At 43.6% G+C, this 26,190-nt stretch carries 19 protein-coding genes and 5 tRNA genes; 17 read left to right on the plus strand and 7 right to left on the minus strand.

Going from position 1 to position 26,190, the window contains the following annotated elements; translation table 11 throughout:
* A partial coding sequence (locus DFP76_RS16770) for an Ig-like domain-containing protein (protein WP_113875714.1) occupies positions 1-3,924 on the plus strand: 3,924 nt, incomplete at its 5' end.
* A 77-nt stretch (positions 3,925-4,001) separates the two neighbouring features.
* Here the strand turns inward: DFP76_RS16770 and msrA are convergent.
* On the minus strand, positions 4,002-4,661 hold the full coding sequence (gene msrA, locus DFP76_RS16775) for a peptide-methionine (S)-S-oxide reductase MsrA (RefSeq protein WP_113875715.1): 660 nt from the start codon (positions 4,659-4,661) through the stop codon (positions 4,002-4,004).
* A gap of 185 nt (positions 4,662-4,846) precedes the next feature.
* Here msrA and DFP76_RS16780 point away from each other — a divergent pair.
* The 5 genes from DFP76_RS16780 to DFP76_RS16800 all read left to right on the plus strand — a co-directional run bounded on the left by DFP76_RS16780 (position 4,847) and on the right by DFP76_RS16800 (position 5,596).
* Positions 4,847-4,923: transfer RNA gene (locus tag DFP76_RS16780), tRNA-Met, on the plus strand.
* A gap of 45 nt (positions 4,924-4,968) precedes the next feature.
* Positions 4,969-5,045: transfer RNA gene (locus DFP76_RS16785), tRNA-Met, on the plus strand.
* A 66-nt stretch (positions 5,046-5,111) separates the two neighbouring features.
* Positions 5,112-5,188, plus strand: a tRNA-Met gene (locus tag DFP76_RS16790).
* A gap of 127 nt (positions 5,189-5,315) precedes the next feature.
* A tRNA-Met gene (locus DFP76_RS16795) sits at positions 5,316-5,392 on the plus strand.
* Between the two features lie 127 nt (positions 5,393-5,519).
* A tRNA-Met gene (locus DFP76_RS16800) sits at positions 5,520-5,596 on the plus strand.
* A 296-nt stretch (positions 5,597-5,892) separates the two neighbouring features.
* Here DFP76_RS16800 and DFP76_RS16805 read toward each other — a convergent pair.
* From DFP76_RS16805 to pdxR, 4 genes are all read right to left on the minus strand, one after another.
* Complete coding sequence (locus DFP76_RS16805) at positions 5,893-7,281, minus strand: aminotransferase family protein (protein WP_113875716.1); 1,389 nt, start codon at positions 7,279-7,281, stop codon at positions 5,893-5,895.
* A gap of 28 nt (positions 7,282-7,309) precedes the next feature.
* Positions 7,310-8,068: an SDR family oxidoreductase gene (locus DFP76_RS16810; RefSeq protein ID WP_113875717.1), complete on the minus strand. Its 759-nt coding sequence runs from the start codon at positions 8,066-8,068 to the stop codon at positions 7,310-7,312.
* A 10-nt stretch (positions 8,069-8,078) separates the two neighbouring features.
* Entirely contained in the window at positions 8,079-8,813 is a 735-nt protein-coding gene (locus tag DFP76_RS16815; RefSeq protein ID WP_113875718.1) for a sulfite exporter TauE/SafE family protein, read from the minus strand.
* Positions 8,814-8,985: 172 nt separating this feature from the next.
* Positions 8,986-10,458, minus strand: coding sequence for a MocR-like pyridoxine biosynthesis transcription factor PdxR (gene pdxR / locus DFP76_RS16820; RefSeq protein WP_113875719.1), 1,473 nt, complete (start codon positions 10,456-10,458; stop codon positions 8,986-8,988).
* Between the two features lie 164 nt (positions 10,459-10,622).
* Here pdxR and tauA point away from each other — a divergent pair, with 164 nt between their 5' ends.
* The 9 genes from tauA to DFP76_RS16865 all read left to right on the plus strand — a co-directional run bounded on the left by tauA (position 10,623) and on the right by DFP76_RS16865 (position 21,655).
* A complete protein-coding gene (gene tauA, locus DFP76_RS16825; RefSeq protein ID WP_113875720.1) occupies positions 10,623-11,651 on the plus strand; it encodes a taurine ABC transporter substrate-binding protein in 1,029 nt (342 codons plus the stop codon).
* A 76-nt stretch (positions 11,652-11,727) separates the two neighbouring features.
* Positions 11,728-12,576 carry a taurine ABC transporter ATP-binding protein gene (locus DFP76_RS16830; protein ID WP_113875721.1) on the plus strand — a complete coding sequence of 283 codons (849 nt, stop codon included), beginning with the start codon at positions 11,728-11,730 and terminating at the stop codon, positions 12,574-12,576.
* Positions 12,576-13,490 carry an ABC transporter permease subunit gene (locus tag DFP76_RS16835; protein ID WP_113875722.1) on the plus strand — a complete coding sequence of 305 codons (915 nt, stop codon included), beginning with the start codon at positions 12,576-12,578 and terminating at the stop codon, positions 13,488-13,490. Before DFP76_RS16830 ends, DFP76_RS16835 begins: the two co-directional genes overlap by 1 nt.
* Before the next feature lie 371 nt (positions 13,491-13,861).
* Positions 13,862-14,959, plus strand: a complete 1,098-nt coding sequence (locus tag DFP76_RS16840) for a GGDEF domain-containing protein (protein WP_113875723.1) — start codon at positions 13,862-13,864, stop codon at positions 14,957-14,959.
* A 201-nt stretch (positions 14,960-15,160) separates the two neighbouring features.
* Positions 15,161-16,162 carry a D-xylose ABC transporter substrate-binding protein gene (xylF, locus tag DFP76_RS16845; protein WP_113875724.1) on the plus strand — a complete coding sequence of 334 codons (1,002 nt, stop codon included), beginning with the start codon at positions 15,161-15,163 and terminating at the stop codon, positions 16,160-16,162.
* Between the two features lie 55 nt (positions 16,163-16,217).
* Positions 16,218-17,747 (plus strand): xylose ABC transporter ATP-binding protein, encoded by a 1,530-nt coding sequence (locus DFP76_RS16850; protein ID WP_113875725.1) that lies wholly within the window; start codon positions 16,218-16,220, stop codon positions 17,745-17,747.
* On the plus strand, positions 17,740-18,867 hold the full coding sequence (locus DFP76_RS16855) for a sugar ABC transporter permease (protein ID WP_113875726.1): 1,128 nt from the start codon (positions 17,740-17,742) through the stop codon (positions 18,865-18,867). Before DFP76_RS16850 ends, DFP76_RS16855 begins: the two co-directional genes overlap by 8 nt.
* Positions 18,868-18,908: 41 nt before the next feature.
* Positions 18,909-20,360 carry a xylulokinase gene (gene xylB, locus DFP76_RS16860; RefSeq protein ID WP_113875727.1) on the plus strand — a complete coding sequence of 484 codons (1,452 nt, stop codon included), beginning with the start codon at positions 18,909-18,911 and terminating at the stop codon, positions 20,358-20,360.
* A 110-nt stretch (positions 20,361-20,470) separates the two neighbouring features.
* The gene (locus DFP76_RS16865; protein WP_113875728.1) at positions 20,471-21,655 is read left to right on the plus strand and encodes a XylR family transcriptional regulator; all 1,185 of its coding nucleotides are present in this window, start codon (positions 20,471-20,473) and stop codon (positions 21,653-21,655) included.
* Positions 21,656-21,738: 83 nt separating this feature from the next.
* Here DFP76_RS16865 and xylA read toward each other — a convergent pair whose 3' ends face one another.
* Entirely contained in the window at positions 21,739-23,058 is a 1,320-nt protein-coding gene (gene xylA / locus DFP76_RS16870; RefSeq protein WP_113875729.1) for a xylose isomerase, read from the minus strand.
* Positions 23,059-23,258: 200 nt separating this feature from the next.
* On the opposite strand from xylA, the gene DFP76_RS16875 reads away from it, so the two are divergent.
* Positions 23,259-24,617 (plus strand): MATE family efflux transporter, encoded by a 1,359-nt coding sequence (locus DFP76_RS16875; protein WP_113875730.1) that lies wholly within the window; start codon positions 23,259-23,261, stop codon positions 24,615-24,617.
* Between the two features lie 33 nt (positions 24,618-24,650).
* Here DFP76_RS16875 and DFP76_RS16880 read toward each other — a convergent pair whose 3' ends face one another.
* Positions 24,651-25,022: a glutathione S-transferase N-terminal domain-containing protein gene (locus DFP76_RS16880; RefSeq protein ID WP_113875731.1), complete on the minus strand. Its 372-nt coding sequence runs from the start codon at positions 25,020-25,022 to the stop codon at positions 24,651-24,653.
* Positions 25,023-25,194: 172 nt separating this feature from the next.
* On the opposite strand from DFP76_RS16880, the gene DFP76_RS16885 reads away from it, so the two are divergent.
* Positions 25,195-26,151, plus strand: a complete 957-nt coding sequence (locus DFP76_RS16885; protein ID WP_113875732.1) for a sensor domain-containing diguanylate cyclase — start codon at positions 25,195-25,197, stop codon at positions 26,149-26,151.
* The last annotated feature ends 39 nt before the right edge of the window (positions 26,152-26,190 follow it).

A 26,190-nucleotide genomic window follows, 5' to 3' on the forward strand; every position in this document is an offset into this window, starting at 1 on the left:
GATCTAGTTGCGGAAGCAGGCACGGTGACGGTCAACAACATCACTGAAGATGACGTAATCAACGCCGCTGAATCTGCTCAAACCATCGCGGTAACAGGTACGGCAACTGGTGGCGATATCGCAGAAGGCGATACGGTTACTCTGGTCATCAACGATACCGAATACACCACAACAGTTGGTGCAGATGGCACTTGGACCGTTGATGTGGCCGGTTCTGATCTTGCTGAGGATACGGTTTTTGATGCTGTGGTAGCGTCATCCGACACGGCTGGTAATACAGTAGATAGTAAGGCGACATCAACACATTCTGTTGATTTGACATCTAATGCAAGTATTGATGTTGATGTAATCACAGGCGACAAGGTCATTAGTGCAGCGGAAGCAGAAGAAGGAAACTATGTTTCCATTACTGGTTGGGTTGGTGGTGACGCACAACCTGGCGATACTGTGACAATTGAGCTTGAAGGAAATGTCATTGGAACGGCTCAGGTAAGTTCTGAACAAGATTCGAGTGGTAGATATTTATACAGTGTTGAAGTACTTGGTTCTGATCTTGCGAATACAAGTCTTGCAAATCCATACATTACCGCCAAAGTATCGGGAACTGATGAGGCTGGAAATGCGTTTGTTGCTTCTAGTACTGAGATCTACAAAGTCGATCTGGTCGCAGATATTGATGCTTTTGTTCAGGATGAAAGCGGCGATATGGTCATTAATCTTGATGAGCAAGGTAATGTAACCGTCGGTGGTTGGATTGAATTAGGTGGTGATGTGCAATCTATTACCATTACGGACGAAGAGGGTAATAGCGTCACTATTACTGAGGGGATCACTATTGAAGACGATGGCGGCTATGGCTATTTTGAAATTGGAGCGGATGTCTCTAGTTTACTTGATGGTGAATTAAGCGTTGTCGTAAATGCTTCAGATGCAGCCGGTAATACAGTTCAGTCTGAAGTGATGAGCATTGAGAAAGATACTTCTGCTGAGTCCGGTGAAGTAACCGTTAATGCAATTACGTCAGATGACATTATCAACATAACAGAAAGTGAGCAGACGGTAACTGTGTCTGGTAGTGCTTCTGGTGGTGATATTTCAGCCGGTGATATTGTCACCATGACCATTAATGGCACTGAATACTCAACCAATGTTCAGGCAGATGGTACTTGGTCCGTTGACGTTGCTGGTACTGACCTTGCAGCTGATACTGAATTTGATGTGGTAGTTTCTTCTACTGACAGAGCAGGAAATGAAGTTAAGTCTACAGTAAGTTCAACACACACAACTGACTTAAATATCGCTACACCATCTATTAGCTTCGAAAGTACGGGTGACGATGATGTTTATAATGCCGATGAAGTTGGAGATGACGGAACGGTAACGGCGACGATTTCAGTGTCTGGTTCTGAAGTAGGTGACAAAGTTACCTATCAGGTAAACAATAATACGGCTGTTACCATCACTTTGACGGCCGCCCTTATTGAAAGTGGTATTGCGGTTGAAGTGGCGCCAGAAGATAGCATTACTGTGAGTCTCTCTGATGATGCGGGTAACCGTTCAGTTGAAGTCAGTGGTACTGCGCCAGCAGGGGATCTAGAAGCAGAATCGGGAACCGTTACGGTTAACCCAATCACCTCTGATGATCACATTGATGGTACGGAATTGTATGACACTGTGACTATTTCAGGTCAAGCTTCAGGTGGTGATATTACTGTGGGTGACCAAGTCAAGATGGTCATTAATGGTACGGAATACACAACGACCGTTAATGACGACGGCTCTTGGTCGGTGAATGTTGCTGCCAGTGAATTAGCCGAAGATACTGAGTTTGATGTTGTGGTTAATTCCAGTGATGCCGCAGGCAACACAGTAGAAAGTCGAGGTACTTCAACTCACACCGTTGACCTTTCAGCAGAAGTGACCTTGTCAGCTGGTGAAGGTCAGCAGGTTGTGTTAACGGATTTACCAGAAGGCTTCGCTTTCCCTGAAGGAGTAACAGAAGTTACTACCGACTTTGGTGCCACTATTAGTTTGGTTGAAGGTGAGTATCTATACCAAGCGCCAGTCCGAGATCACAGTGACTCTCAGGGCGATCAAGATAGCGTCACAGTGACGCTAGAAGATGGTCGTAGTTTTACCGTCAATATTGATGTAGAAGATTCTGCACCAGTGGCGATTGATGATGAAGCAGACATCTTGGTTCGTCGTGAGACCTTTGAAGTGTCAAATGTTGAAGCTAATTGGGTGAGTTCTTCAGGTGGTAATAACATCAAGAAATTTGATGGTACATCATCAAACGGTGGAACCGATAATGATGATGGTAGAGATCAAATTCGCTGGGGTGAATCCCCAGATGATCATGGACGACAGTCAGGCTACGGTTTTATTGATAATGACTCTGAATTAGACGGTAAATTCGAGCTAAATGAAGACATCATTATAGGAACATTCACTCACTACAATTACCCAGTTTATTCTGGCGGGGCAATTGATGCAGCTTCAATGGAAATTGATTTCTCTGTGACAGACAACTCAGGTGTTTCTGAGCCTGTGAAATTGACGGTGAATTTCTCTCACAATGAAACCACAAACATTGATGGTGATGCTGAAGCTTCTCGTGACATTGTCACAGTGGAAAATACCTTTGTTACCTTTGAGTGGGAAGGCGAAATCTACACCTTACAAGTGGTTGGGTTCCGTGAAGTGGGCAACCCTGATGGTGAAGTAGTTACCTCTATCCATACTTATGAGAATGCATCCACTAGCTATGAGCTTGTGGTTCGAGTTGTTGAAGGGGAGGGCTATAGCCTGCCTGAAACAACTGGTAATGTATTGGATGACAATGGTCTAGGCGCTGATGAGTTAAGTGAAGATGGTGCTATCAGTGTCACTAATGTGGCATCTGGTGACTCAGTCAATAATTCAGATGCAAGTGCAGGCCAATCAGTGAAAGGAACATATGGCAACTTGATCCTTAATGCTGATGGTTCTTATGTCTATCAGGCAACAGCAAGTGTTTCTACCATACCAGACGGTGCTACTGATTCTTTCACCTATATGATTCAAGATGAAGATGGCAGCTCATCTACAGCTACCTTGAGTATTAATGTTGCAGCAGAAGCTCCTAGAGAAGATCCAACTTTCTTTGAGAATGTTTCCGCTAATTTGGACTCTGATCTTCAGTGGTTCGAGACAAATACGGGCGATGAAAGAACAAAATATAGTGATGGTTCTTCGGATTACAGGGATCATAGGGATGATCTTCATATTACAGGTACTTCTAATAATGATCGCATTATTGGTGGCCGTGGTGATGATCATATTGAGGGGGGCAACGCCCAAGATATTTTATATGGTTATGAAGGCTCTGATTGGCTTGAGGGTGGAGAAGGTGATGACACATTGTATGCTGATGGTCGTCGTGCTAGAGACCAAGATGCTGAGGATTCAAACCGTGTAGACGGTGGTGCGGGTCAAGACACCCTTTACGGTAGTATCGGTGATGATTTCCTCTTAGGCGGCTCTGGCGATGATAATCTTTATGGCTTTGATGGCGATGATGTTCTTATCGGCGGTCAAGGTCAAGATACCATGACTGGTGGTGATGGACGTGATTTGTTTATCCTAACGGATTACTCGCAGGGTGTTGATACTATTACTGACTTTAATGCTTCAGATGATGCTTTGGACATTTCCGAATTGTTGGATGTGCCAAGTTCAGCAGCAGAAGAAGAAATTCAGGCTTACCTAAATGAAAACCTAACGTTAACAACGAATCAGGATGGTTCAGGCAAGTTGGAAGTCGCTGACAGTGACAATGCCAATCATACTGTTGCCAATTTTGGCTCGGATTCTCAGTTGGGAAGTGGCAGTATTACCGTCATCTTTAATGATAAGGAATACGACATTAATATCGACGGTTAATAGTGGACAGTCAGAAAGCAAAAAGCCGAGTTTAATACTCGGCTTTTTTCGTTTCAGATGAGTGTTATTTTATGCGTTTAAACACTCAGTCCAATAGGGCAGCTAACGCCTGTACCGTTTAGACCACAATAGCCATTTGGGTTCTTGTGAAGATACTGTTGATGGTATTCTTCTGCCAAATAATAGGTTTTGAGTGGCTCGATTTCTGTGGTGATCATACCATGACCATTTTGGATAAGTGCTTTTTGGAATGCGTCTTTGCTTTGCTCTGCAATGGCTAAATCAGAGTCTTTTGTAGTGTAAATAACCGAGCGATATTGGCTGCCAATATCATTGCCTTGTCGCATGCCTTGTGTCGGGTCATGGTTTTCCCAAAAGGTTTTTAGAATGGTGTCTAAGTTGGTTTGTCTGGTGTCGTAAATCACTTGAACAACTTCGCTGTGACCTGTTTGCCCAGTACAAACTTCTTCATAGGTTGGATTTTTCGTGTACCCGCCAGCATAACCAACAGAAGTGACAAGAACGCCAGGAATATTCCATAACTTTCTTTCCGCACCCCAGAAACATCCCATACCAAGAATGACTTCCGCTTCGTATGTATTTTTTTTGCGGAGAAAACTTTCACCGTTAACTGCATGAATGCCAGTAACTTGAATAGGGGTGTCTCGACCCGGAAGCGCATCGGCTGCGTTGGGAATGGAGGATTTTTTTAATATCTCTTCAGTTGAACTTGTCATATAGGATTCCTTACTAAATCAATTTTGGAATACTTTGACAGACCCACACTCCTGTCTTCAAGTTTTTTCTTGAAAGTCTATGAGGTAAAATGTGCTTAAAGTTTGCAAATTATCTCTTATTCAACATTATCTGAAATAGAGTGTTGACTCTGTATTTAATCTACCTATAATACGCACCTCGTTGTCGCGGGATGGAGCAGTCTGGTAGCTCGTCGGGCTCATAACCCGAAGGTCGTTGGTTCGAATCCGGCTCCCGCAACCAGCAACGAAACTGAAATTGTTAGTGATAGTAGATAAATTAATTTGTCGCGGGATGGAGCAGTCTGGTAGCTCGTCGGGCTCATAACCCGAAGGTCGTTGGTTCGAATCCGGCTCCCGCAACCAGTTTGGTTATTTTCAAGTTAGTTGGTTCACTAAGAAAGTTGTTAACTATATTAATAGTTTATTTGTCGCGGGATGGAGCAGTCTGGTAGCTCGTCGGGCTCATAACCCGAAGGTCGTTGGTTCGAATCCGGCTCCCGCAACCATTTCAGAAAATTCGTTGGTTTTCATTATAGTTGAAAAGTGGTTTATGCAACCAAATAGCATTAATTTTTTGGTGATATGATCTCACTTTAGTTTCTGCATATAGACTATTCAAATAGTTTAATCTGTCGCGGGATGGAGCAGTCTGGTAGCTCGTCGGGCTCATAACCCGAAGGTCGTAGGTTCGAATCCTGCTCCCGCAACCATTTCAGAAAAGTCGTTGGTTTTCATTATAGTTGAAAAGTGGTTCATGCAACCAAATAGCATTAATTTTTTGGTGATATGATCTCTCTTTAGTTTCTGCATATAGACTATTCAAGTAGTTTAATCTGTCGCGGGATGGAGCAGTCTGGTAGCTCGTCGGGCTCATAACCCGAAGGTCGTAGGTTCGAATCCTGCTCCCGCAACCATTTCAATTCTCTCTTTTTTTGAAGACAATAGTCGCTTTTGTTCAAAAAGTAACTCTGCCTCTATTAGCGTTATTCAGCCCCAATTTAATCCTTCAGCCATTTAATGAACGTTTATATATTGCTTTCATCATAAGCTGTTTCAGTCGTAACTCATTATTACTCTTTACTAGGTGATTTAGCGGATTTTTTCATCGAAGTGCAGAATAATCAAAGGGCAGAAGCGTGAATGAGTCGGTAAATTCACCCGGCGAATGATATGTCACTCGCCGAGTAAGGTTAATGTGAAGGGGTTATGCTTACGTTAAATCAACCGTTAGATCAGCAAAAGCTTGGTCGAGTGTTGTTAAAATTTGCTGAATTTGAGCTTCAGTGACACATAAAGCTGGGCTCATGTTCAAAATATTATTGAATTCGGCAAAGCTACGATTGGTTCGTCCGATTAGTAACCCTGCTTGTTTGCATTTAGCAAAAATTCTGATAGCTACGGATTCGTCAACGGGTTGTTTGCTTGTTTGATCGGTGACCAGTTCGATGCCCACTAGTAAGCCTTTGCCTCGCACATCACCGATAATGGGGTATTTTGATTTAAGGACAGCTAAACCCTGTAATAAAATCTCGCCCATTTTAGCGGAGTTATCGATTAAATTTTCCTTTTCAATGATATTCATATTGGCTATGGCCGCTGCTGGGCCAGCTAAGCAACCACCATATGTTGAGATGTCTCTAAAATACCCCAGTTTATCTGTGTTGTCGGACTCTTGAAGGTCTTTATAAACGGCTTCTGTTGTCACAGTGCATGAAATAGCCGCGTAACCTGAAGCAACACCTTTGGCCATGGTGACTATGTCTGGCTGGATATCGTAATGTTGGTATCCGAACCATTTCCCTGTTCTGCCCAGTCCACATACGACTTCATCTAGGATCAAAAGAACATTGTGTTTTTTACAGATCTGCTCAACCGCTTTTAAATAGCCTTCAGGAGGGGTAATGATGCCTCCACCGGCCGTAATAGGTTCAATAATGACGGCGCCTACCGTGTCAGGACCTTCCTGTAGAATGACGTCTTCCATTAATTTTGCTGCTTTTAGACCATAATCTGTACTGTCTTCAAATTGACTACGATATTCAAAGCAGTGAGGAAACTCGACAAAATCTGGCACAAAAGGACCGAATTGATCTCGTCTTTGTGATTGTCCGGTAGCGCTCAAGGCGGCAATGGTGGTGCCATGATAATCTCGTTCTCTGTAGAGAATTTTACTTTTTTTACCTGCGTACTTTTTGTGTGAAATTTGTCTCACCATTTTGAAGGCTTTTTCGTTGGCTTCTGAACCAGAGCTTGAATAAAAAACACGATTCATACCGGGCATTTTATCGATTAAGTGATTCGCAAATACAGCTGCAGGTTTATTACCCATGGCGCTGGCGAAGAAATTCAATTCAAGCAATTGTTCACTAATGGCATCGACGATTTCTTTGCGGCCATATCCAGTGTTGGTAACCCAAACACCGCCTGCTGAGGCATCTAAGTATTGATTGCCATCGATATCCCACAAATCGAGACCTTGGCCTTTTACAAAAACAGGTAAGCCATTGTCAGCGGCGCTACCCGGTGTTAAATGGTGCCACACATGATCTTTATCAAAAGCTTTGATTTCATGGTTGGAGTATTCATTAATTAAAGACATATGTTGTTCCTCAGCATAAAAAAGGTGATTAATGACGGTGTACTGCAAAAGGTGACCAGCTTTGGCTTACTGGCATGATTTCCAACTGATTGATGTTTAGATGAGCTGGGAGTTGAGCAATCCAAAGTAGCGTTTCCGCAATATCATCAGGTTGTATCGCGTCGGTGCCTTTATATAAGGCGTTATAGGCTTGTGTGTCTCCACCTGTTCTCACAAGGGTGAATTCACTTTCGGATAAGCCTGGTGCTAGGCAAGTCACCCGAACACCTGTGCCTGCAAGGTCACAACGCAACGCCAATGAAAATTGCTCGACAAAGGCCTTCGTTCCGCAATAAACATTGCCGCCGGGATAAGGCCATTGACCGGCAATGGAGCCAATGTTAATGATGCTGGCCGATTTACCTGTGCTAATGAGTTGTGGTAACAGCGCATGAGTAACACTGGTTAGGCCTTTGATATTGGTATCGATCATGGTGTGCCATTGAGTTAAATCGGATTCTTGTGCTGGCTCTGTACCAAGAGCTAATCCAGCATTATTAATAAGTAAGTGAATGGCCTGAAATTCGGATGGCAGAGAGTTAAAGGCCGTTTTAACTTGTTCGGTATCACAGACATCTAGTGTCATCGTGAGTATCTTGGTCTGTGATGATAAGGCCGCTTCGATTTGCTCGAGCCGGTCGCTTCTTCTTCCTGTGAGGATGAGATTCCAACCAGATTGAGCAAAGAGCTTGGCGGCTGCTAGGCCAAACCCAGAAGTGGCACCTGTAATAACGGCGGTTTTATTCATATCTCTCTCCTTAATGAACATTGTATAAGTTGAAATAAAGACTCAGTGCAGACAGAGAAATCAGCACTGGTAGGGCGATATGTCGAAACGATTTTGGGGGATTCCGATGGAATAACCATTGGCCGACTAGGACGCCGACAAAAGCTGGCCCCAGTAAGATCAAAGTGGGCAGCCATAGTGAGATGTTAATAACCTTGTTTGCCACCATAAGAGCAACCGATGCTAAATCCGTTGCGCTGAGAAACAGTACGAGCGTGGCGCGTTGCACGTGGGCAACGTATGGGGTTAACAGTAAATAGCAAACCACAGGCAGACCACCAATAGAGGCGGCGGCAGTAAAACCACCAGAAATAGATCCAATCATTCGTGTGAGCCATTTATTCGGTGTTAGATGATTTGAATGCGGTTTTAATAACCAAATCGACATGGCTAACACGCTTAAGCTGACACTCAATTTGAGGAGCTGATCTGGTACTTTAATTAAGATCACAAGACCAATAGGGATGCCAATAAAAGCGCCAATGCTCAATTGCTTTAACAAGTCGATATTTGCGTAACGCCAGGCTTTTCTGATTAAGCCAATTGAACAAATTAAATCCAATATTAAGATCACTGGCACACTCACTTTGGCTGGCCAAATAAAGCTTAATCCTGAGATCGCAATAGCGGCGAAGCCAAAACCGGTGTAACCGCGAATGATGGCGGCCATAAAGATCAGTAACATGGCGAATTCAAAATGAGGCATTCAACTTGTCTCCGTTATCACTGGCCCGAAGTGATATGAAATATGGGCGCAGTGATACGGTATAGGGGAATCGAGATCAGCCTATAGGTCCAGCTGAAAGGGAATATGGTGCCAGCTAGGGAAGGCGAATAAGGTTACTGTCAGAGGTGTTTGAACTTTGTTTGTGTCTTCCCTAGATAAAATGGTCAAAGACGTTTTTCAAGGCGGCTATGCCAGGCTCAATTTTATGAGATTCTATGGCTGAGAAACCTAAGCGGAAATAATTCTGTGGGGGATTTTCGGCCGTAAAATGGACCGCACCGGGTTCCATTAGAATGCTACTTTGTGCGGCTAACCAAGCCACTTCCTCGGTATTGACGTGTTCTGGTGCTTTTAACCAAACAGAGGTGGCGCCTGCACTGACATGTTCGCTGGTGCGCATATTAGGAAGGTGTCGATCAATGGCGGCGTTTATGCGTTGCAGTTTAGAAGCGTTAATGACTCTGAGTTTCCTTAGATAGGTGTCGTGGTAACCCAAGGATAAAAACAGGGAAAGCTGGCGCTGAATGTTCACTGGGGGATGGCGATACATGAGTCGTCTAAGGGCACGAACTTCTGTAATTAATTCCTCATCTGCCACCATAAACCCGACCCTTAAACCAGGGGAAATGGATTTTGACATGCTGCCGATGTAAATCACTCGATTGTTTTTATCGAGTGCTTTTAAGGCCGGTTGCGGATTGTGTTTCATGTTCACTTCGGCATCATAATCGTCTTCAATGATGATGCAATCGTGCTTTGTCGACAGGTTTAGTAGTCGTTGTCTTCTCTCTTTACTGAGCTCGACGCCAGTGGGTACTTGGGTGCTTGGGGTGACGTAGAGGTAATCACACGTCTTTAAGTCGTCATTTACGATGAGGCCATGCTGATCGATTGGTTGTCGGTGAATCTTGGCATTAAAGAGCGAAAAGATGTTCAATGCGTCTCTAAATCCAGGGTTTTCCAATGCCACTTTTGTGGTTTGATTGCAGAGTAAATTGGCCAGTAGGTATAAGGAGTTTTGAGTACCAATGGTGATTAATATTTCACTTGATTCGACGTAAATACCACGCCTTGGTAATAAGCGAGTACGAATTTGCTCGATCAGTAACGGATCATCTGAATCCACCAGATCATTAATCCAATATTTGTTCCATTGTCCAGACATGCTCTTTCTGACGCAGTCACGCCACTGCTCTAATGGAAAGAAGTCTTTTTGTACTTGACCATAGATAAAAGGGTATTCGAATTTCTGCCAATCATAAGGTTTGACGATGTTGATTTCATTACTAGGCTGTTTTTGAAATCGAGCTGACCAGTCAGGCGAGCTGGCGTTTTCCTCTTGCACTAAATTGGTGCTGAGTGCTTCTGTGTTGTGGAAGGTGTGGTTTACAAAGAAGCCTTTTCGGGAACGCGCTTCAATGAAACCACTGTCTACTAGGCTTTCATATATCAATACAATGGTATTTCTAGAGACCCCTAGCATCTTGGATAGGTGGCGAGAGGAGGGGAGCGGTTCATCCAGTGGTAGGCCTCCAGTTAGTATCAAGTTGACGATAAATTCTCTGATCTGATCCTGCAATGTTCTTTCAGGGTCAAACTCTATGTGAAAGTACTGTTCTAACACGATGAACCTCTAAATCATCAATTTGATGCTCCAATCTAATGCAATATTTGCTCCACAAATCACATCTGGACTAATGCTTCTGGGCAACTGGATCTATCGCTTCATTATCGACAACTTTTAATGTGGGAAAGGTAGCAACCAATTCCATCCTCAGGAGAACGAAAATGAACGTGAACCAAATAACCAAACTGGCCCAAAAAAGTCTCGGTTTATCTGTATTAATGAGTAGTTTGTGTCTGTCGCAATTCGCAAATGCTGAAACGATTACTATTGGTTACCAAGGTATGATGAACCCTTGGAAGTCAGTGATAGCGGAGAAAAAGCTAGAGAGTACGACCGGAATGGAAGTGGAATGGCGTCGTTTTGACTCAGGCGCTAAGGTGATTACCGCCATGGCATCTGGTGACATTGACATTGCCACTGCAGGCTCTAGCCCAATCGCTGCTGCAGTTAACCGTGGATTGGACATCGAATTGGTATGGATTCTTGAAAATATTAATGACGCCGAAGCGCTCGTTGTTCGTGATGGTTCTGGTATTGCAGCGCCACAGGATCTAAAAGGTAAAAAAATCGGTGTGCCATTTGTCTCTACAACACATTTCCATATGTTATTTGCTTTAGAACAATTTGGCTTATCGGACAAAGAGGTTAGCCTCATTAACATGCAGCCAAATGCTATTGCGGCAGCCTGGGAGCGAGGAGACATAGATGGTGCTTTTATTTGGGACCCTGCGCTAGGGCGTATTAAAGAGTCAGGTCAAGTATTGATTAGTTCAGGAGAGCTTAGCCGTTGGGGTAAAGCAACCTTTGATGGCATGGTAATCAATAAGTCATTTGGTGAAGAAAACCCTGAGACGGTCGCTCAATTGATCAAGTTAATTGCGGATGCGGATGCGGAATATCGTGCTTCTAAAGGCGCCTTGACTGCTGATTCTCTTATGGTGAAAAACATTGCCAAGATGACGGGAGGACAAGCCGAAAATGTCCCTGGTGTATTGGCTCTCTATGAATTTCCGAGTTTGGCTGAGCAGACTAGCTGTGTCTGGCTTGGATGTGGGAACGAGGGCGGTGCTGCGAAGGCATTAATGTTTACCTCCGAATTTCTTAAACAAGAAGGCAAAGTCCCCGCTCTTGCCGATGACTATAGCGTTTTTGTGAACCCTTCTTTTGCTGAAGCCGCTGCAGAACTTTAATAAAAGCGCTTCCTTTTGGCGATGTTAGATTCAAAAGGAAGCTGCCGTCAGTGTTATATCGTTGGAGAAGAAGGCAATGAGCCGATTACAGATTCATGATGTGTCCGTTCGCTACCCTGGAATGAACGGTGGTGATACGGTCACCGCTTTATCAGGCATTAATTTTCAAATTGAGCCAGGCGAATTTGTCGTCGCACTAGGGGCGTCAGGTTGTGGTAAGACGACCTTGCTCAACTTAATGGCGGGGTTTATTCAACCGAGCGATGGTTATTTAACTCTTGGTGATAGCCAAGTGTCCGGTTTGCCTCGCGTTGCCGTCGGGGTAGAGCTAAATGATCAAATTACAGGTCCCGGCAAAGAGCGTGGCGTGGTGTTTCAAAAGCACGCTTTGTTGCCTTGGCTAAATGTATTGGAGAACACTGCTTTTGGTTTAAAACTACAAGGTGTTTGTTTAAAAGAGCGCCAGGCCAGAGCGAGTGAGTACCTTAAGTTAGTTGGACTAGAAGATTTTCATCATCATCCTGTGTATCAATTATCTGGAGGTATGCAGCAACGTGTTGGGATTGCCAGAGCGTTAACCAATGACCCTAGGATGCTGTTATTAGACGAGCCACTAGGGGCATTAGATGCGTTGACTCGAGAGGTGTTACAGGAGTTGCTATTGGAAGTGTGGCAGCAAACCCAAAAAATGATGTTCTTCATCACTCATAGCGTAGAAGAGGCGTTATTTATGGCTTCCCGCCTCATCATTATGTCACCTCGCCCTGGTCGAATTACTCATGATTTCTCTTTGGATTTTAATAAGGTATTTCTGGAAACAAGAGATGCTCGAAAAGTGAAGTCTATGCCTGAGTTTATTGCCATGAGAGAAAAAGTGTTAGGCATTATTCATGGTGATGAAGCCACAAATGGAGGAGCTCACTAATGACAAAATCATTTGATCCAATGGATTCTGTTGACCAGCTTAGTCGCCGCTCTCAGCAAAATGACAGAGCGAAAACGACGGTGTTGCATCGTTTTGCTAATCTGTTTGCTGCAGGCCCAGTGAAACCGGGTGAGTCATATGGTGCACCGGGGCAAGGAAAAAGCTTGGCGATTAGCTTATTAACGACATTTATATTGATCTTTATATGGTACATCGCGACTCAGTTACAATGGGTGAAGCCTTTATTCCTGCCTTCTCCCGTGGCCGTAGTTCAACGATTTTGGGAAGTTGCAACGCAAGGTTTTGCCAACGCGACCCTAATAGAGCATACCGGCTGGAGTATGATGCGGGTCTTTTCTGCGTTTGTTCTTGCGTTACTCACGGCCGTTCCAATTGGTATTTTTATGGGAGTAAACCGTATTGTTCGCGGGTTATTTGATCCTATTATCGAATTTTATCGCCCATTACCGCCACTAGCCTATTTGCCATTGGTCATTATTTGGCTCGGTATTGGGGAAGTTTCAAAAGTTGTGTTGATATACCTAGCGATTTTTGCCCCTATGGCGCTGAGTGCCAGAGCTGGTGTGAAATCGGTAGCGATAGAACAGATCCATGCCGCTTATTCGATGGGAGCCACACGCTGGCAGGTCATTCGTCATATTATTTTGATTAATGCGCTACCAGAAATTTTAACTGGAATGCGCATCGGGATTGGCTTTGGCTGGACAACACTGGTGGCGGCAGAAATGGTCGCGGCCCAAGCTGGATTAGGCTTTATGGTACTTAACGCAGCGGAATTTCTGGTCACGGATGTGGTCATCATGGGGATTATCGTCATTGGTATTATTGCTTACTTATTCGATCTATTTATGCGTTATTTAGAGCGTAAATTGGTGCCTTGGAAAGGGCGTTAATCGTTTCCGCTACATTTTCTGAATTCGCTAACAAGATAGTTAGGTAACCTAGCTATTTTGTTAGCAATCATTTGATTGATCATAATGCACCGTCAACATATGACATACAGTGATGGTGTATCATAGAAACAGAACCCCAATCACATAACAGGTGTTAGCTCTTCTGATTACTTCTACATCGACACTTCAACAGCAAATCAGCTTGTTCCAATACCTTTCTGCATAGACTCTGTAGCTTCTAAAATAAAAAGAAAGACTGCTAAATTTCTGAGAAAGTCTAGAGAATAGAAACAAATTGTTCTATTTTAAGGGGTGGTTTTTGACTCTCCGTGTTTTGTTAATGGCCCTTAAAAGAAGATAAGGCGAAGGGAATGAAGGCGTTTATTATCAAAGTGATTCGTCATTATCGTCGAGCACTGCTACAGGGTTTTGGCGATAGAGAGTATTCTTATCAACGTTATTTGGCAGCGCTGTTTGGCTTAATTGGCTCTGTTATTGCTCTTGTGATGGGCATTAACTCGATTTTAATTGACTTATATGTTCTGGCAGGGGCTTTATTGGCAGCCAGTTTTCTATTGTTTTTGTCCTTTTCGCTATTAATCTCAGCTAAGTATGTTCGTTATCACAATATGATGAAATACATGGCGTTAACGGCGTTACTGTCTTTGGGTGTATATCTTATTTATTCTGGAGGTGTCAGTAATAGTGGGCCTTTGTGGATATACATTTTTCCATCTGTGATCTTTGCATTTTGTGGTCTTAAGGTTGGGATTATGATCAATTTGATCTTTAGTGTCATTTTGATGGTGATGCTTTATACCCCTAATGGTTATTTCCTAGCAACGCTTTACCCTGTGGCGTTCAAATCAAGATTGGTATTGGCTTTTTTAACAACGGTTGCTTTGTCAGCTTTTTATGAAGCAGCACGTCATAGTTCGTATTTAAACATGGCGCGTTTAAAAGCCAAATTTGAACAAGAGTCTCAGATAGACGAGCTAACACGTTTGCCAAATCGAAGAGGCATGCGTAAAAAATTAAGGGCGGCTTATCATAAAGCCATTACGACCAATCAAGTGTTCACTCTCGCTGTCTTCGATATTGATCACTTTAAAAATGTGAATGATTGTTTTGGTCATGAAATTGGCGATGAAGTGCTGAAGCATGTCAGCGATGTATTGAGAAATGGTCTTCGTAAACAAGATGTCCTCTCTCGTTGGGGGGGAGAAGAGTTTTTACTGCTATTGCCCGATACCAATGGTGAAGAGGCATTTTTATTATTGGAAGAAATGCGTAAGTTAATTGCGGCATCCCATTATGACCAAGCAAATGAGGCCATCACCATTACCTTCAGTATTGGGTATTGTGAAATGTCGGATGCAGCGAGTTTATCTGAGATGATTCATTTGGCGGATATCAGTTTATACAAAGCAAAGCAAACCGGTCGAAATAAAGTCTTAGCGTACGGTTAATTCCCAACTCTTGATACTAAGAAATGAAACGTTGCGAGTTTGACCGGTGAAACTCAGACCAGGAAGGTGACTTCCCCTAAGTTTTATAAAAAAGGCTAAGGCTAAACTAAAAAAGATAATATCCCTCAGAGTGCGATCATTTTACATTCCTTTTACTCCTCTGGAGTTCCTTCATGAATAAAAATAAAAAGGAATGCGAAGATGAAAAGAATCTTATCTGTAAGTTTACTGGCCACAGCTTGTGCAGTGGCATCCATACCAACTTGGGCTGCTGGTGAAAAAATCGGCCTGCTCATGTCTGATTTACGTCTTGAACGTTGGCAAAAAGACCGAGATTTGTTCACGGCTGAAGCTGAAAAGCTGGGAGCAAAAGTCTACACCCAGTCGGCCAATGGCGACGTCAGCACACAAATCTCCCAAGTCGAAAATATGATTTCTCGCGGTGTTGATGTGTTAGTGATTGTGCCTGAGAACGGTGAAGTCTTGAGTAATGTGCTCGCCGAAGCGAAAGCAGAGGGGATCAAAGTATTGGCTTATGATCGCTTGATTAAGTTTGCTGATATTGATCTGTATGTGTCTTTTGACAATATTCGTGTTGGTGAGATGCAAGCCGAAGCATTATTAGAGAGAAAACCAACAGGACGTTACTTTTTGATGGGCGGTTCGCCAACAGACAATAACGCGAAGATGTTTCGTGAGGGGCAAATGAACGTGCTTCAACCTGCTATTGACGCCAAAAAAATTCAAATCATTGGGGATCAATGGGCCATGGGCTGGTCGGCCGAAGCCGCTCTCAATATCATGGAGAATGCTTTAACAGCTAACAGCAATAAGGTAGATGCTGTGGTGGCGTCTAACGATTCCACCGCAGGTGGTGCAATTCAGGCATTAGCAGCACAGGGATTGAGTGGCAAGGTGATCATTTCGGGCCAAGATGCTGACCTAGCGGCCGTACGAAGAATTGTTCAAGGCTCGCAAACCATGACGGTATACAAACCGATTTCGAAGTTGGCGGAGACCAGTGCTGCAATGGCCGTGAAATTAGCTCGCGGTGAGTCTATTCAGGCAGATGGTTATGTGAATAACGGCAAGAAAGAGGTAGAGGCCGTACTATTGACGCCAATTGCAGTGACCAAAGAGAACCTTGACGATACAGTTATTGCGGATGGTTTTCATAGCAAAACAGACGTTTATAACCCGTAATTTATCCAGATAATGGCGCTGTAAGGCGCCATTTGCTTTTCATAAGGTGTTTAAAATGAAGCAAAAACTTTTGGATATGCGCGGCATTGTTAAAAGTTTTTCCGGTGTGCGTGCATTAAATGGCGTGGATATTAGCCTTGATGCTGGTGAAGTGCTCTCTATATGTGGCGAAAACGGATCCGGCAAATCGACTTTAATGAAAGTGCTGAGTGGTGTTTGGCCTTACGGTAGTTATGAGGGGCAAATATATTTTGCAGGTCAACAAATTAAGGCCACCAGCATTCGTGATACTGAAGCGCAAGGCATAGTAATCATTCATCAGGAGTTGGCTTTAGTAAAAGAGTTAACCGTGATGGAAAACATCTTTCTGGGGAATGAGCTGGGTCATGCTTGGCGTATTAATGAAGAAAGCATGTATCGACAAACCTTGGCTTTGTTGTCGCGCGTCAATCTTTCCATTTCACCAGATACTCAGGTAAGTGAGTTGGGAGTTGGTCAGCAGCAACTCGTTGAGATAGCGAAAGCATTGAATAAAGACGTTAAATTGTTGATATTGGATGAACCTACGTCTTCTCTTACCAACCAAGAAATTCAAATCTTACTGGATATCGTTCGCAGCCTTAAAGAGCAAGGCATTGCCTGTATCTACATTTCGCATAAATTGGATGAAGTGTTGGCGCTCTCGGATTGGGTATGTGTTATCCGAGATGGGGATCATATTGCCACCCGTGCTGCCGCAGCGCTCACTCAAAACGACATTATTAGCATGATGGTCGGCCGAGAAATGGATCAGCTTTTCCCGCGTGAAGAGCATGAAATCGGTGAGGTTATTTTAACCGTCAACAAAGCTTTCGCGCGTCTGTCAGGGGCCAGTCGTCCTCAAGTAGACGGTGTAAGTTTTGAGTTGCGTGAGGGAGAAATTTTGGGCATTGCAGGCTTAATCGGTTCTGGTCGGACGGAGTTGATGCAGTGTTTATTTGGGTCTTATCCCGGAGAGTATTCAGTAGAAATCGAATTGGCGGGTCAATCGCAGGTAATCCGTTCACAGCAAGCGGCACTTAAAGCCGGCATTGCAATGGTGCCTGAGGACCGTAAGCGACATGGTATTGTGCCGATTATGGGGGTAGGCCGAAACATGACGTTACCCATATTAGATAAATATCAAACTTGGTTTGGTGCGATCGATGAGCAGCAAGAGCATCAAGATATTGAGCGTTACCTTGAACGATTAAAAGTCAAAACCGCCTCCGCCGATTTGGCCATTAAACATTTAAGTGGTGGTAATCAACAAAAGGCCATCATTGCTAAATGTTTATTAACGCACCCAAATATTTTGATTCTAGATGAGCCAACACGGGGAATCGATGTGGGGGCCAAATATGAGATTTATAAGCTCATGTATGCACTGGTCAAAGACGGTGTCTCCATCATTATGGTGTCGTCCGAATTGCCTGAGGTGATAGGTATTAGTGATCGAGTGTTGGTCATGCATGAGGGGCGTTTAAAAGGTCAATTTGAACATCAAGGATTAACTCAAGAAATGATTATGAACTGCGCGATTAAAGAAGGTGTTTCCAATGCTTAAAACAATAAAAGCGAGTCAGTTGCAATTACTTGCCATGATCGCAGCACTATTACTAATTTTAGTATTCTTTTCCATTGCAACGGAAGGGGCGTTTATCTCGCCACGTAATATTTCCAACCTGATCCGGCAGACGGCCATTGTGGGGATTTTAGCCATTGGTATGGTGTTCGTGATCATTAGTGCCGAAATTGATTTGTCCGTCGGTTCTATGATGGGGCTGCTTGGCGGCATTGCTGCGATACTCGATGTTTGGTTTCATTTTCCACTCATACTGAGCATTGTGATTACCATGTTCGCAGGCTTAGTGTTGGGTTTATTTAATGGTTGGTGGATTGCTTATCAAAAAGTCCCTTCTTTTATTGTTACCTTGGCTGGTATGCTCGCATTTCGTGGAATTTTAGTTGGTTTAACGGATGGTGTTACCGTGGCACCAACGTCCAGCTCACTGGCTATTATAGGTCAGAGTTATTTGCCTTCAGGTTGGGGCATGAGTGTGATTGCGCTGTTATGTTTAGGGCTGATAGCTCGGGTATTTTCGCGCCGACAAGCCAGACAAAAACATGGCGTGGTGAATCATGCTGCCAAGTTTGAATATGGTAAAGCGTTAATTGCAGTAATCGCATTACTGTCTTTACTCGCGATACTGGAAAATTACCGAGGCATTCCCACCCCTATCTTTATTATGGGAGTGTTGATTTTAGTGGCGACCTACATTGCTAAACGAACTGCATTTGGTCGTCGTGTTTATGCGATTGGCGGCAATATTGAAGCGGCTCGTATGTCTGGGGTTAAGGTTGAAAAAACCAAGATGTTGGTCTTTGGTTTTAATGGTGTGATGGTCGCTGTGGCTGCCTTAATATTAACGTCGAGATTAGGTGCTGGTTCGCCTGCGGCGGGTAATATGGCGGAATTAGATGCCATTGCAGCCTGTGTTATTGGTGGCACCAGTCTAGCTGGCGGTATTGGCACTGTCTTAGGCGCCATCATGGGGGCTTTGATAATGGCCAGTTTGGATAACGGTATGAGCATGCTGGATGTGCCGACTTTTTGGCAATTGATTGTCAAAGGTGCCATTCTGTTATTGGCGGTTTGGCTTGATGTGAAAACCAAGAAACAATAATAAAACGAACGATAGAAAACGATGATAATTAAGGTTGTGGCATGTATATAGGCATTGATTTAGGGACTTCTGGTGTAAAAGCTGTGCTAATGAATAAAACAGGTCAAATTGAGGCCACTAGTACAGTATCCCTGTCTGTTTCTCGGCCACAGGCTCTGTGGTCCGAGCAAGACCCTGAGGATTGGTGGCAAGCGACAGATAAGGCCATGCTCGAACTAGGTCAGCAGGAGGATTTATCTGCTGTGGAAGCCTTGAGTTTTTCTGGTCAAATGCATGGTGCGACCTTACTAGATTGTCATGGACAGGTACTAAGGCCAGCCATTCTTTGGAATGATGGCCGTTCTCATCAAGCTTGTTTGTCTTTGCAACATCGCTGCCCCGATATTCAAGCGATTACCGGCAATTTAGTGATGCCTGGATTTACCGCTCCTAAGCTGGTTTGGGTACAGCAAAATGAAGCAAATATTTTCCGACAAATTGATAAAGTTTTATTGCCTAAAGATTATCTGAGATATCGAATGACTGGGGAGTTTGCGACCGATGTATCGGATGCGTCAGGTACTTTATGGTTGGACATGGAGCAAAGGCAGTGGAGCTCGTCTGTTCTTGAGGCGTGTGGTCTGACCATTGAGCAGATGCCAACCTTGTTTGAAGGTACTGAAGTAACAGGTTATCTAAAACCGGCGTTGGCTGCGCGCTGGTCTATTCCGAACGTGGCTGTTGTGGCGGGGGCGGGTGATAATGCCGCTGGTGCGATTGGGATGGGGATTATCCATCCACAACAAACCATGTTATCGCTGGGGACATCTGGCGTTATCTTTTCAGTTAGTGAAGGGTTTGTCGCGAATCCTGCGGTGGCACTGCACAGTTTTGGTCATGCGGTGCCGAATACATGGCACAGTATGTCGGTTATGTTAAGCGCTGCAAGTTGTCTGGATTGGGTCGCTAAATTGACGCAATTTAAGGATGTGCCATCGGCTTTAGCCGCGGTATCAAGTCGGTCTCATGGGGGGCAGGATAGTTTACTCTTTTTGCCCTATTTAAGTGGTGAACGGACACCGCATAATGATGCTAATGCGAAAGGAGTGTTTTGGGGAATGACCCATGAGACAAGCGCGACAGACTTGGTTCAAGCGGTATTAGAAGGCGTGTCTTTTGCATTACTAGATGGCTTGGATGCCGTGCGCTCTGTGCAAAATATTGATTCGACCATTGATGTGGTTGGCGGGGGAGCGCGTAGCGAATATTGGTTACAAATGTTGGCTGATATTTTTATGCAAACTTTGATTTATCGAGAGGGTGGGGAAGTCGGTCCAGCGCTTGGCGCTGCTCGATTAGCCGCTATCGGTGTTTCACCAGAAGAGGCGTTGTCTGACATTTGTCGTAAACCTGACGCGATTAAACGCTTTGACCCTAATCCAGAGCATGCCGAATATTACCAACAAAAGAGAGCAAGATTTCAAACACTGTACCATAGAGTAAAAGGCTTATAATGCTGAGTTCTTATGGGTTGGCATGCCATTTTTGTATTTTTGAGCAAGAAACGCCAATACCAAGTATGCTTTTGTAGCAAATAATAAAAAAAATATAAGGAATGCTTCAAATGTTTGAAAAGCGCTACCACTTAAATTTGGTGTTTAATGCCAATAAGGTCTATGACCGACAGGTTATCGAAGGCATAGGCGAGTATTTACAGGCTGCTCAATGTGATTGGGATGTGTATTTTGAAGACGATTTTCGTAGTCGCTTGGATGGACTCAAGCACTGGAAGGGCGATGGCATCATAGCCGATTTTGATAACCCTGAAGTAGAAGAGATTTTAAAAGGAACTCAAATACCCACAGTAGCCGTTGGTGGTTCTTATCAGCGGCGTGATGATTACCCTCAATTGCCTTATGTCGCGACAGATAATGCCGCTTTAGTAAAAAGTGCCTATCAACATTTAAAGCGTAAAGGTTTAACAGAATTTGGCTTTTATGGTGTTCCAGCCAATAAATACCATCGTTGGTCGAGTGAGCGACAAAATGCGTTTATTGATCAAGTCAGCTCCGATGGTTATCGCCCACATGTCTATGAGGGTTATTTGACCTCCACTCAGATTTGGGAAACAGCACAGCAAGGGTTAGAAAATTGGTTGTCTGATTTGCCTAAACCGGTTGGCATTGTCGCCGTTACAGACTCTCGTGCTCGTCACCTTTTACAAGTCTGTGATCATTTAAACATCATGGTGCCCGAACACGTTGCCATTGTTGGAATCGACAATGAAAATATGGCGCGTTATTTGAATCGTACAGCTTTATCGTCGGTAGAACAGGGGTGTAAGCAAATGGGCTATGAAGCGGCCAAGATCTTACACCGCATGTTACTCGGTTACCAACTGGATAAGAGCTTGGTTTTGGTGGACCCCATTGGAGTGCAAGAGCGTCAGTCATCTGACTATCGAGCATTAAAAGATCCGCACGTTATTCAGGCCATGCATTTTATTCGGCATAATGCCTGTCGTGGTGTGAAAGTAGCGCAAGTGGTCGATTATATTGGCATTTCGAGAACCAATTTAGAGGCGCGTTTTATCGATGAAATGGGCTGTTCTATGCATGAGCAATTGCATATGACAAAATTTTCGCGAGCCTGCGAATTGATCATTTCAACGAACTTGCCATTTGATGAAATAGCACGCACTTGTGGTTATCCTTCCGTACAGTATATGTATACTGTATCGCGCAAAAACCTGGGTATGACACCGGGTGAGTATCGAGTTTCTAGTCGCTTATTAAAAGAAGACTCTTAAGCTAATAGAAATATAGGTAACAAAATAAAAGCGCTCATGGCGCTTTTATTTTGACTTAGGTTTCTGTTTTCTGCGGTTCTTATTTAGCGACGAATATAACCATTCACTAAGTTTTCCAGCATTTCTTGACGACCTGATTCTGGGCTAGGGTTCAGATCATTCGTTTCAACGTACTCAGCAACCTGACTTAACGTCATGTTACCACTGAGAATATTTTGTCCCAGCGTGTCCTGCCATTTCTCGTAGCGTTTCTCTAGTAGGTTATTAAGCGTTTGCTCTTCTAACATGGTGGCGGCTTTTTCCAAGGACAGGGCAAGTGTGTCCATCGCGCCGATATGACCGTGAAATAAATCCTCCAGATCAATGGATTGACGACGTAACTTGGTATCAAACATATAGCCACCGGTTTGGAAACCACCTGATTTAAGAATCTCATAGGTAGCAAGGGTATATTCCTCTACGCTGGTAGGAAATTGGTCGGTATCCCAGCCTAACTGAGGATCGCCCTGATTGGCATCAATGGAACCTAAAATACCCAATGAACAAGCGGTGGCGATTTCATGATGAAAACTGTGGCCAGCTAAAGTAGCGTGATTAGCTTCAATGTTAACCTTGATCTCATTTTCAAGGCCAAACTCTTTTAAGAAACCAAAGACAGTCGCCGTATCATAATCATATTGATGTTTGGTTGGCTCAGCGGGTTTGGGCTCAATTAATAAGGTGCCTTGAAAACCAATGGCATGTTTGTGCTCGACCACCATTTGCATAAAACGACCTAACTGGTTTCGTTCGCGTTTTAAATCTGTGTTGAGCAAGGTTTCATAGCCTTCTCGACCTCCCCACAGGACGTAGTTTTCGCCTTTTAGTCGATGGGTGGCTTGCATCGCGTGGCATACTTGAGTAGCCGCATAGGCGAATATTTCTGGATTTGGGTTGGACGCCGCGCCTGACATGAATCTTGGGTTAGAAAACGCGTTCGCTGTGCCCCATAATAATTTCATGCCTGTGCTGGCTTGCTTAGCCTCCAACACATCGACCATCTCTGAAAAATTATCAATGTATTCGCGGATATTCTTGCCTTCAGGGGCAATGTCGACATCATGAAAACTGTAATAGGAAATGCCCAGTTTGGAAAAAAACTCAAAGGCAGCATCGGCTTTTAATTTGGCTGCCTGCATTTCAGTGTCGGCATTAAACCAAGGACGCTGAAATGTCGCTGCACCAAATACATCACTGCCTTGCCAACAGAAATTGTGCCAGTAACAAGCGGCCATTCTCAAATGCTCGGCCATGGTTTTTCCCATGATTAACTTATCGGCTTGATAGTGTTTAAAGGCAAATGGGTTGGTCGACTCGGGGCCTTCGTATTGTATTGGTTGAATAGTCGGAAAAAACTCGTTCATCTTGAACTCCTAAAGCTTGTTATTTTTGTTAACTTCCTCAAGCATCTTGGTTTTTTAACGACTTAGCTGCAATTACGAAATTTCTTGGTTCTATTATAGATTTTATGGATTGGAGATTGGTTGTGGGGAAGATAATTAATAAAACGATGTTTTGAAAATGTGGTATGATTTTGGCCATTCGTTGATTTATTGGAATTGCCTTGAACGTCGTATCAAAAGATAACCTTATTAAAAATGTTTCTGTGGCTTGGCCATTAGCCCTGAACGCCATTTTAGTCCAATCCATGGTGCTGGTGGACTTGATGTTAATTGCTAATTTAGGGGAAATTTCGGTTGCTGCTTTAGGATTAGTGTCGGCCATTCTGGCGTTTTTCGTTGGTACTCAATACGCTTTGGCTAATGGTACTCAATTAATATTAGCCAGAGCCGTTGGCGGAAATGATCGTCATGCCATGGCCAACGGTTTGGTCATTGGCTGGCTGATTAGCGCTGGCTTCACATTGATCACCAGTGTGCTTTTATTGGTCGGTCTGGATGAACTATTGAGTTGGCTGGTTGATGATCCTTTAGTGTCGAGACAGGCGTATCGTTATTTGCAGGTCAGTGCTTTTATGTTGCTGGTTTCCTCTTTTGCACAAGTTATGATCGCTTTTTTTAATGGTTCAGGTCAGACACGTTTGCCTTTATATGGCTACTTGATCGAAATACCCATGAATGTCCTGATCAGCTTGGTATTGATTTATGGTTATTTCGGCTTCCCTGAATTGGGATTACGAGGTGCTGCCATCGGCAGTTTGGTGGCGGTAAGCATCCGTTTTGGCTATTTAGCATGGCAGCTAAAGCGACAAAGAAATTTACCGATTATGGCGTCGAGAAAAGCGTTAAATGTCGCACAGGTCGTTACGCATTTTCGTGAGATTTTTCCAATAGCCACTAATTTCGTTACACTGGCTTCTGGTGTCATGTTGCACCAAATGCTATTTGCTCAATTGGATGTATATTCCTTTGCTGCCATCACTTTGGTGATGCCTTGGATGCAAATGGGGGCTCAATTCGTCACGTCTTGGGCGTTAGCGACCTCGATTAACATCAGTCAGTTTAGAGGTCGTCAGCAAACGCACCTAATTTCTGAATTTGTCGAGCAAGCGATACGTATTATTTTATTACTTGGGGTGGCATTGTGTTTGGTGTTTGTCGCCTTTGGCGAATTGCTGCCCATCCTTTACCCGAAATTAGATGAGCAAACACAGCAAGCGTTAGCGGCAATTGCCCCCATTTATATCCTGATTCCATTAGTCAGAACCTACAACGGCTTATGTGGTCATTCTTTAAGAGCGTTGGGACAGAGCGTTAAGGTATTGCAAATCCATTTCGTTACTCAATGGGTGATTGGTATTCCTTACCTTATTTTAGTTTTGTACTGCGAAGGCCCTCTGTGGGCGGTGTTTGGTTCTATTCTGCTTGAGGAGTGCCTGAAAGTATTCGCTTTCAGAAAGCATTTGAAGAGAGAACTCACTCTATTAGTATCATCTGACGTCGAAAGGCGCACTAAGAGATAAGACAGGGTTTCATTATGAACCCTGTCAGTTCGTTTATGCGAAACGTTTTTCCAAGTATTGAATAATGTCAGACGACTCGTATAACCATTCTACGTTACCGTTTTCTTCAATGCGCAAACATGGCACTTTGACACGGCCACCTCCGACCAATAAATCCTCACGATATGATGATCCTTCTGACGCACTGCGTTTTTCAATGGGAAGGTTAAGTTTGTATATAGCACGGCGAGTTTTGATACAGAAAGGGCAAGCAAAGAATTGATACAGAGCTAATTGTTTTGTCTCTTCATTTACCTTGGCTTGTTGTTCTGGTGAGCGTTTCAATTTACGTCCGCGAGTAACAAGGTCAATTAGGGCGATAAGACCGCCAAGCAAGTTGCGGATACATTTGATGAGTAATTTCATATAAAGGAAGAAGTCTATGGTTAAGGTGGATTAAATCGTAATGACGAAAGCACAATCATTGTAATCCCAGATGAGGTTTGTTCCTACCTTTGTTTTTATTGGCGCAATACGGAATGCTGTACTAATCTCAATTTAACTTATTAAAATGCCTTTAAAAAGATAGAGTTAGAATATGGAAAAGTCCGCTGAGTTTTTGCGCTTAGTGTTAAATTCGATCGAGGAACATATTGCTGTAATTGATGTTAGCGGTGTGATTTGTTTTGTGAATCAAAGTTGGTCTAGTTATGGCGATCAAAACCAATGTCTAAGCAATGATAAGTGGACCGCCATTAACTATCTTAGTATTTGTGATCAAGCCTCACTGACTGGAGATGAATTTGGTCGTCAAGCTGGAACGGGCATACGTCAAGTAATTTCAGGTCAGACTGCAAGTTATTCATTAGAATACCCTTGCCATAGTGATGAAGAGCATCGTTGGTTTATTATGCATGTTTCGCCATTTGAATTTGATAACGCTAAATATTATGTGATTACTCATCAGGATGTGACAGAGCGAAAATTGGCTGAGTTGGCGGTAGAAAAATTGGCTCGTTTAGACGGTCTAACAGACATTTATAATCGACGAGCCTTTGATGAGTTTTTGCAGCAAGAATGGGAGTTGAGCTCAACATTACAACAACCTATAAGCCTCGCAGTGATTGACCTAGATTACTTTAAGCAGCTTAATGATTGTTATGGGCATTTGGCAGGGGATGATTGTTTAAAGCAAATTGCTCAGCTGCTTAAAGGACTTTCAGACTCTCCTCGACGATGGTGTGCCCGTTATGGTGGGGAAGAGTTTGCTTTGATTATGGGCAACCTTGATGCTGTGAAGGCCAGACAGGTCTGTGAGGAATTCTTTGAACAGATACTGCATTTAAACATTCCGAATATCGGTTCTCCCATTGCGTCATTTATGACAGCGAGTATTGGCCTCGCTGAAGCTTGGCCGACCAACAAAACAAGCGCTACAGATTTATTAAATAAAGCGGATAATTTACTTTATATGGCGAAGGAACAAGGCCGTAATCGTATTGAGGTATCGCGTCAATCTCCAAACTCTGAATGGAGCCAACTGTCTGTAATATAAAATTACAAAAAAAGTGTTCACTTAAATTTCTTTTGGTTT

This window comes from Marinomonas aquiplantarum, assembly GCF_003314975.1.
GTDB lineage: Bacteria > Pseudomonadota > Gammaproteobacteria > Pseudomonadales > Marinomonadaceae > Marinomonas > Marinomonas aquiplantarum.

Excerpts from the sequence above, each read along its gene's own strand:
- msrA (WP_113875715.1), bottom strand. The coding sequence starts at position 4,661 with ATGACAAGTTCAACTGAAGAGATATTAAAAAAATCCTCCATTCCCAAC.
- DFP76_RS16805 (WP_113875716.1), bottom strand. The coding sequence starts at position 7,281 with ATGTCTTTAATTAATGAATACTCCAACCATGAAATCAAAGCTTTTGAT.
- DFP76_RS16810 (WP_113875717.1), bottom strand. The coding sequence starts at position 8,068 with ATGAATAAAACCGCCGTTATTACAGGTGCCACTTCTGGGTTTGGCCTA.
- DFP76_RS16815 (WP_113875718.1), bottom strand. The coding sequence starts at position 8,813 with ATGCCTCATTTTGAATTCGCCATGTTACTGATCTTTATGGCCGCCATC.
- tauA (WP_113875720.1), top strand. The coding sequence starts at position 10,623 with ATGAACGTGAACCAAATAACCAAACTGGCCCAAAAAAGTCTCGGTTTA.
- DFP76_RS16830 (WP_113875721.1), top strand. The coding sequence starts at position 11,728 with ATGAGCCGATTACAGATTCATGATGTGTCCGTTCGCTACCCTGGAATG.
- DFP76_RS16835 (WP_113875722.1), top strand. The coding sequence starts at position 12,576 with ATGACAAAATCATTTGATCCAATGGATTCTGTTGACCAGCTTAGTCGC.
- DFP76_RS16840 (WP_113875723.1), top strand. The coding sequence starts at position 13,862 with ATGAAGGCGTTTATTATCAAAGTGATTCGTCATTATCGTCGAGCACTG.
- xylF (WP_113875724.1), top strand. The coding sequence starts at position 15,161 with ATGAAAAGAATCTTATCTGTAAGTTTACTGGCCACAGCTTGTGCAGTG.
- DFP76_RS16850 (WP_113875725.1), top strand. The coding sequence starts at position 16,218 with ATGAAGCAAAAACTTTTGGATATGCGCGGCATTGTTAAAAGTTTTTCC.
- DFP76_RS16855 (WP_113875726.1), top strand. The coding sequence starts at position 17,740 with ATGCTTAAAACAATAAAAGCGAGTCAGTTGCAATTACTTGCCATGATC.
- xylB (WP_113875727.1), top strand. The coding sequence starts at position 18,909 with ATGTATATAGGCATTGATTTAGGGACTTCTGGTGTAAAAGCTGTGCTA.
- DFP76_RS16865 (WP_113875728.1), top strand. The coding sequence starts at position 20,471 with ATGTTTGAAAAGCGCTACCACTTAAATTTGGTGTTTAATGCCAATAAG.
- xylA (WP_113875729.1), bottom strand. The coding sequence starts at position 23,058 with ATGAACGAGTTTTTTCCGACTATTCAACCAATACAATACGAAGGCCCC.
- DFP76_RS16880 (WP_113875731.1), bottom strand. The coding sequence starts at position 25,022 with ATGAAATTACTCATCAAATGTATCCGCAACTTGCTTGGCGGTCTTATC.
- DFP76_RS16885 (WP_113875732.1), top strand. The coding sequence starts at position 25,195 with ATGGAAAAGTCCGCTGAGTTTTTGCGCTTAGTGTTAAATTCGATCGAG.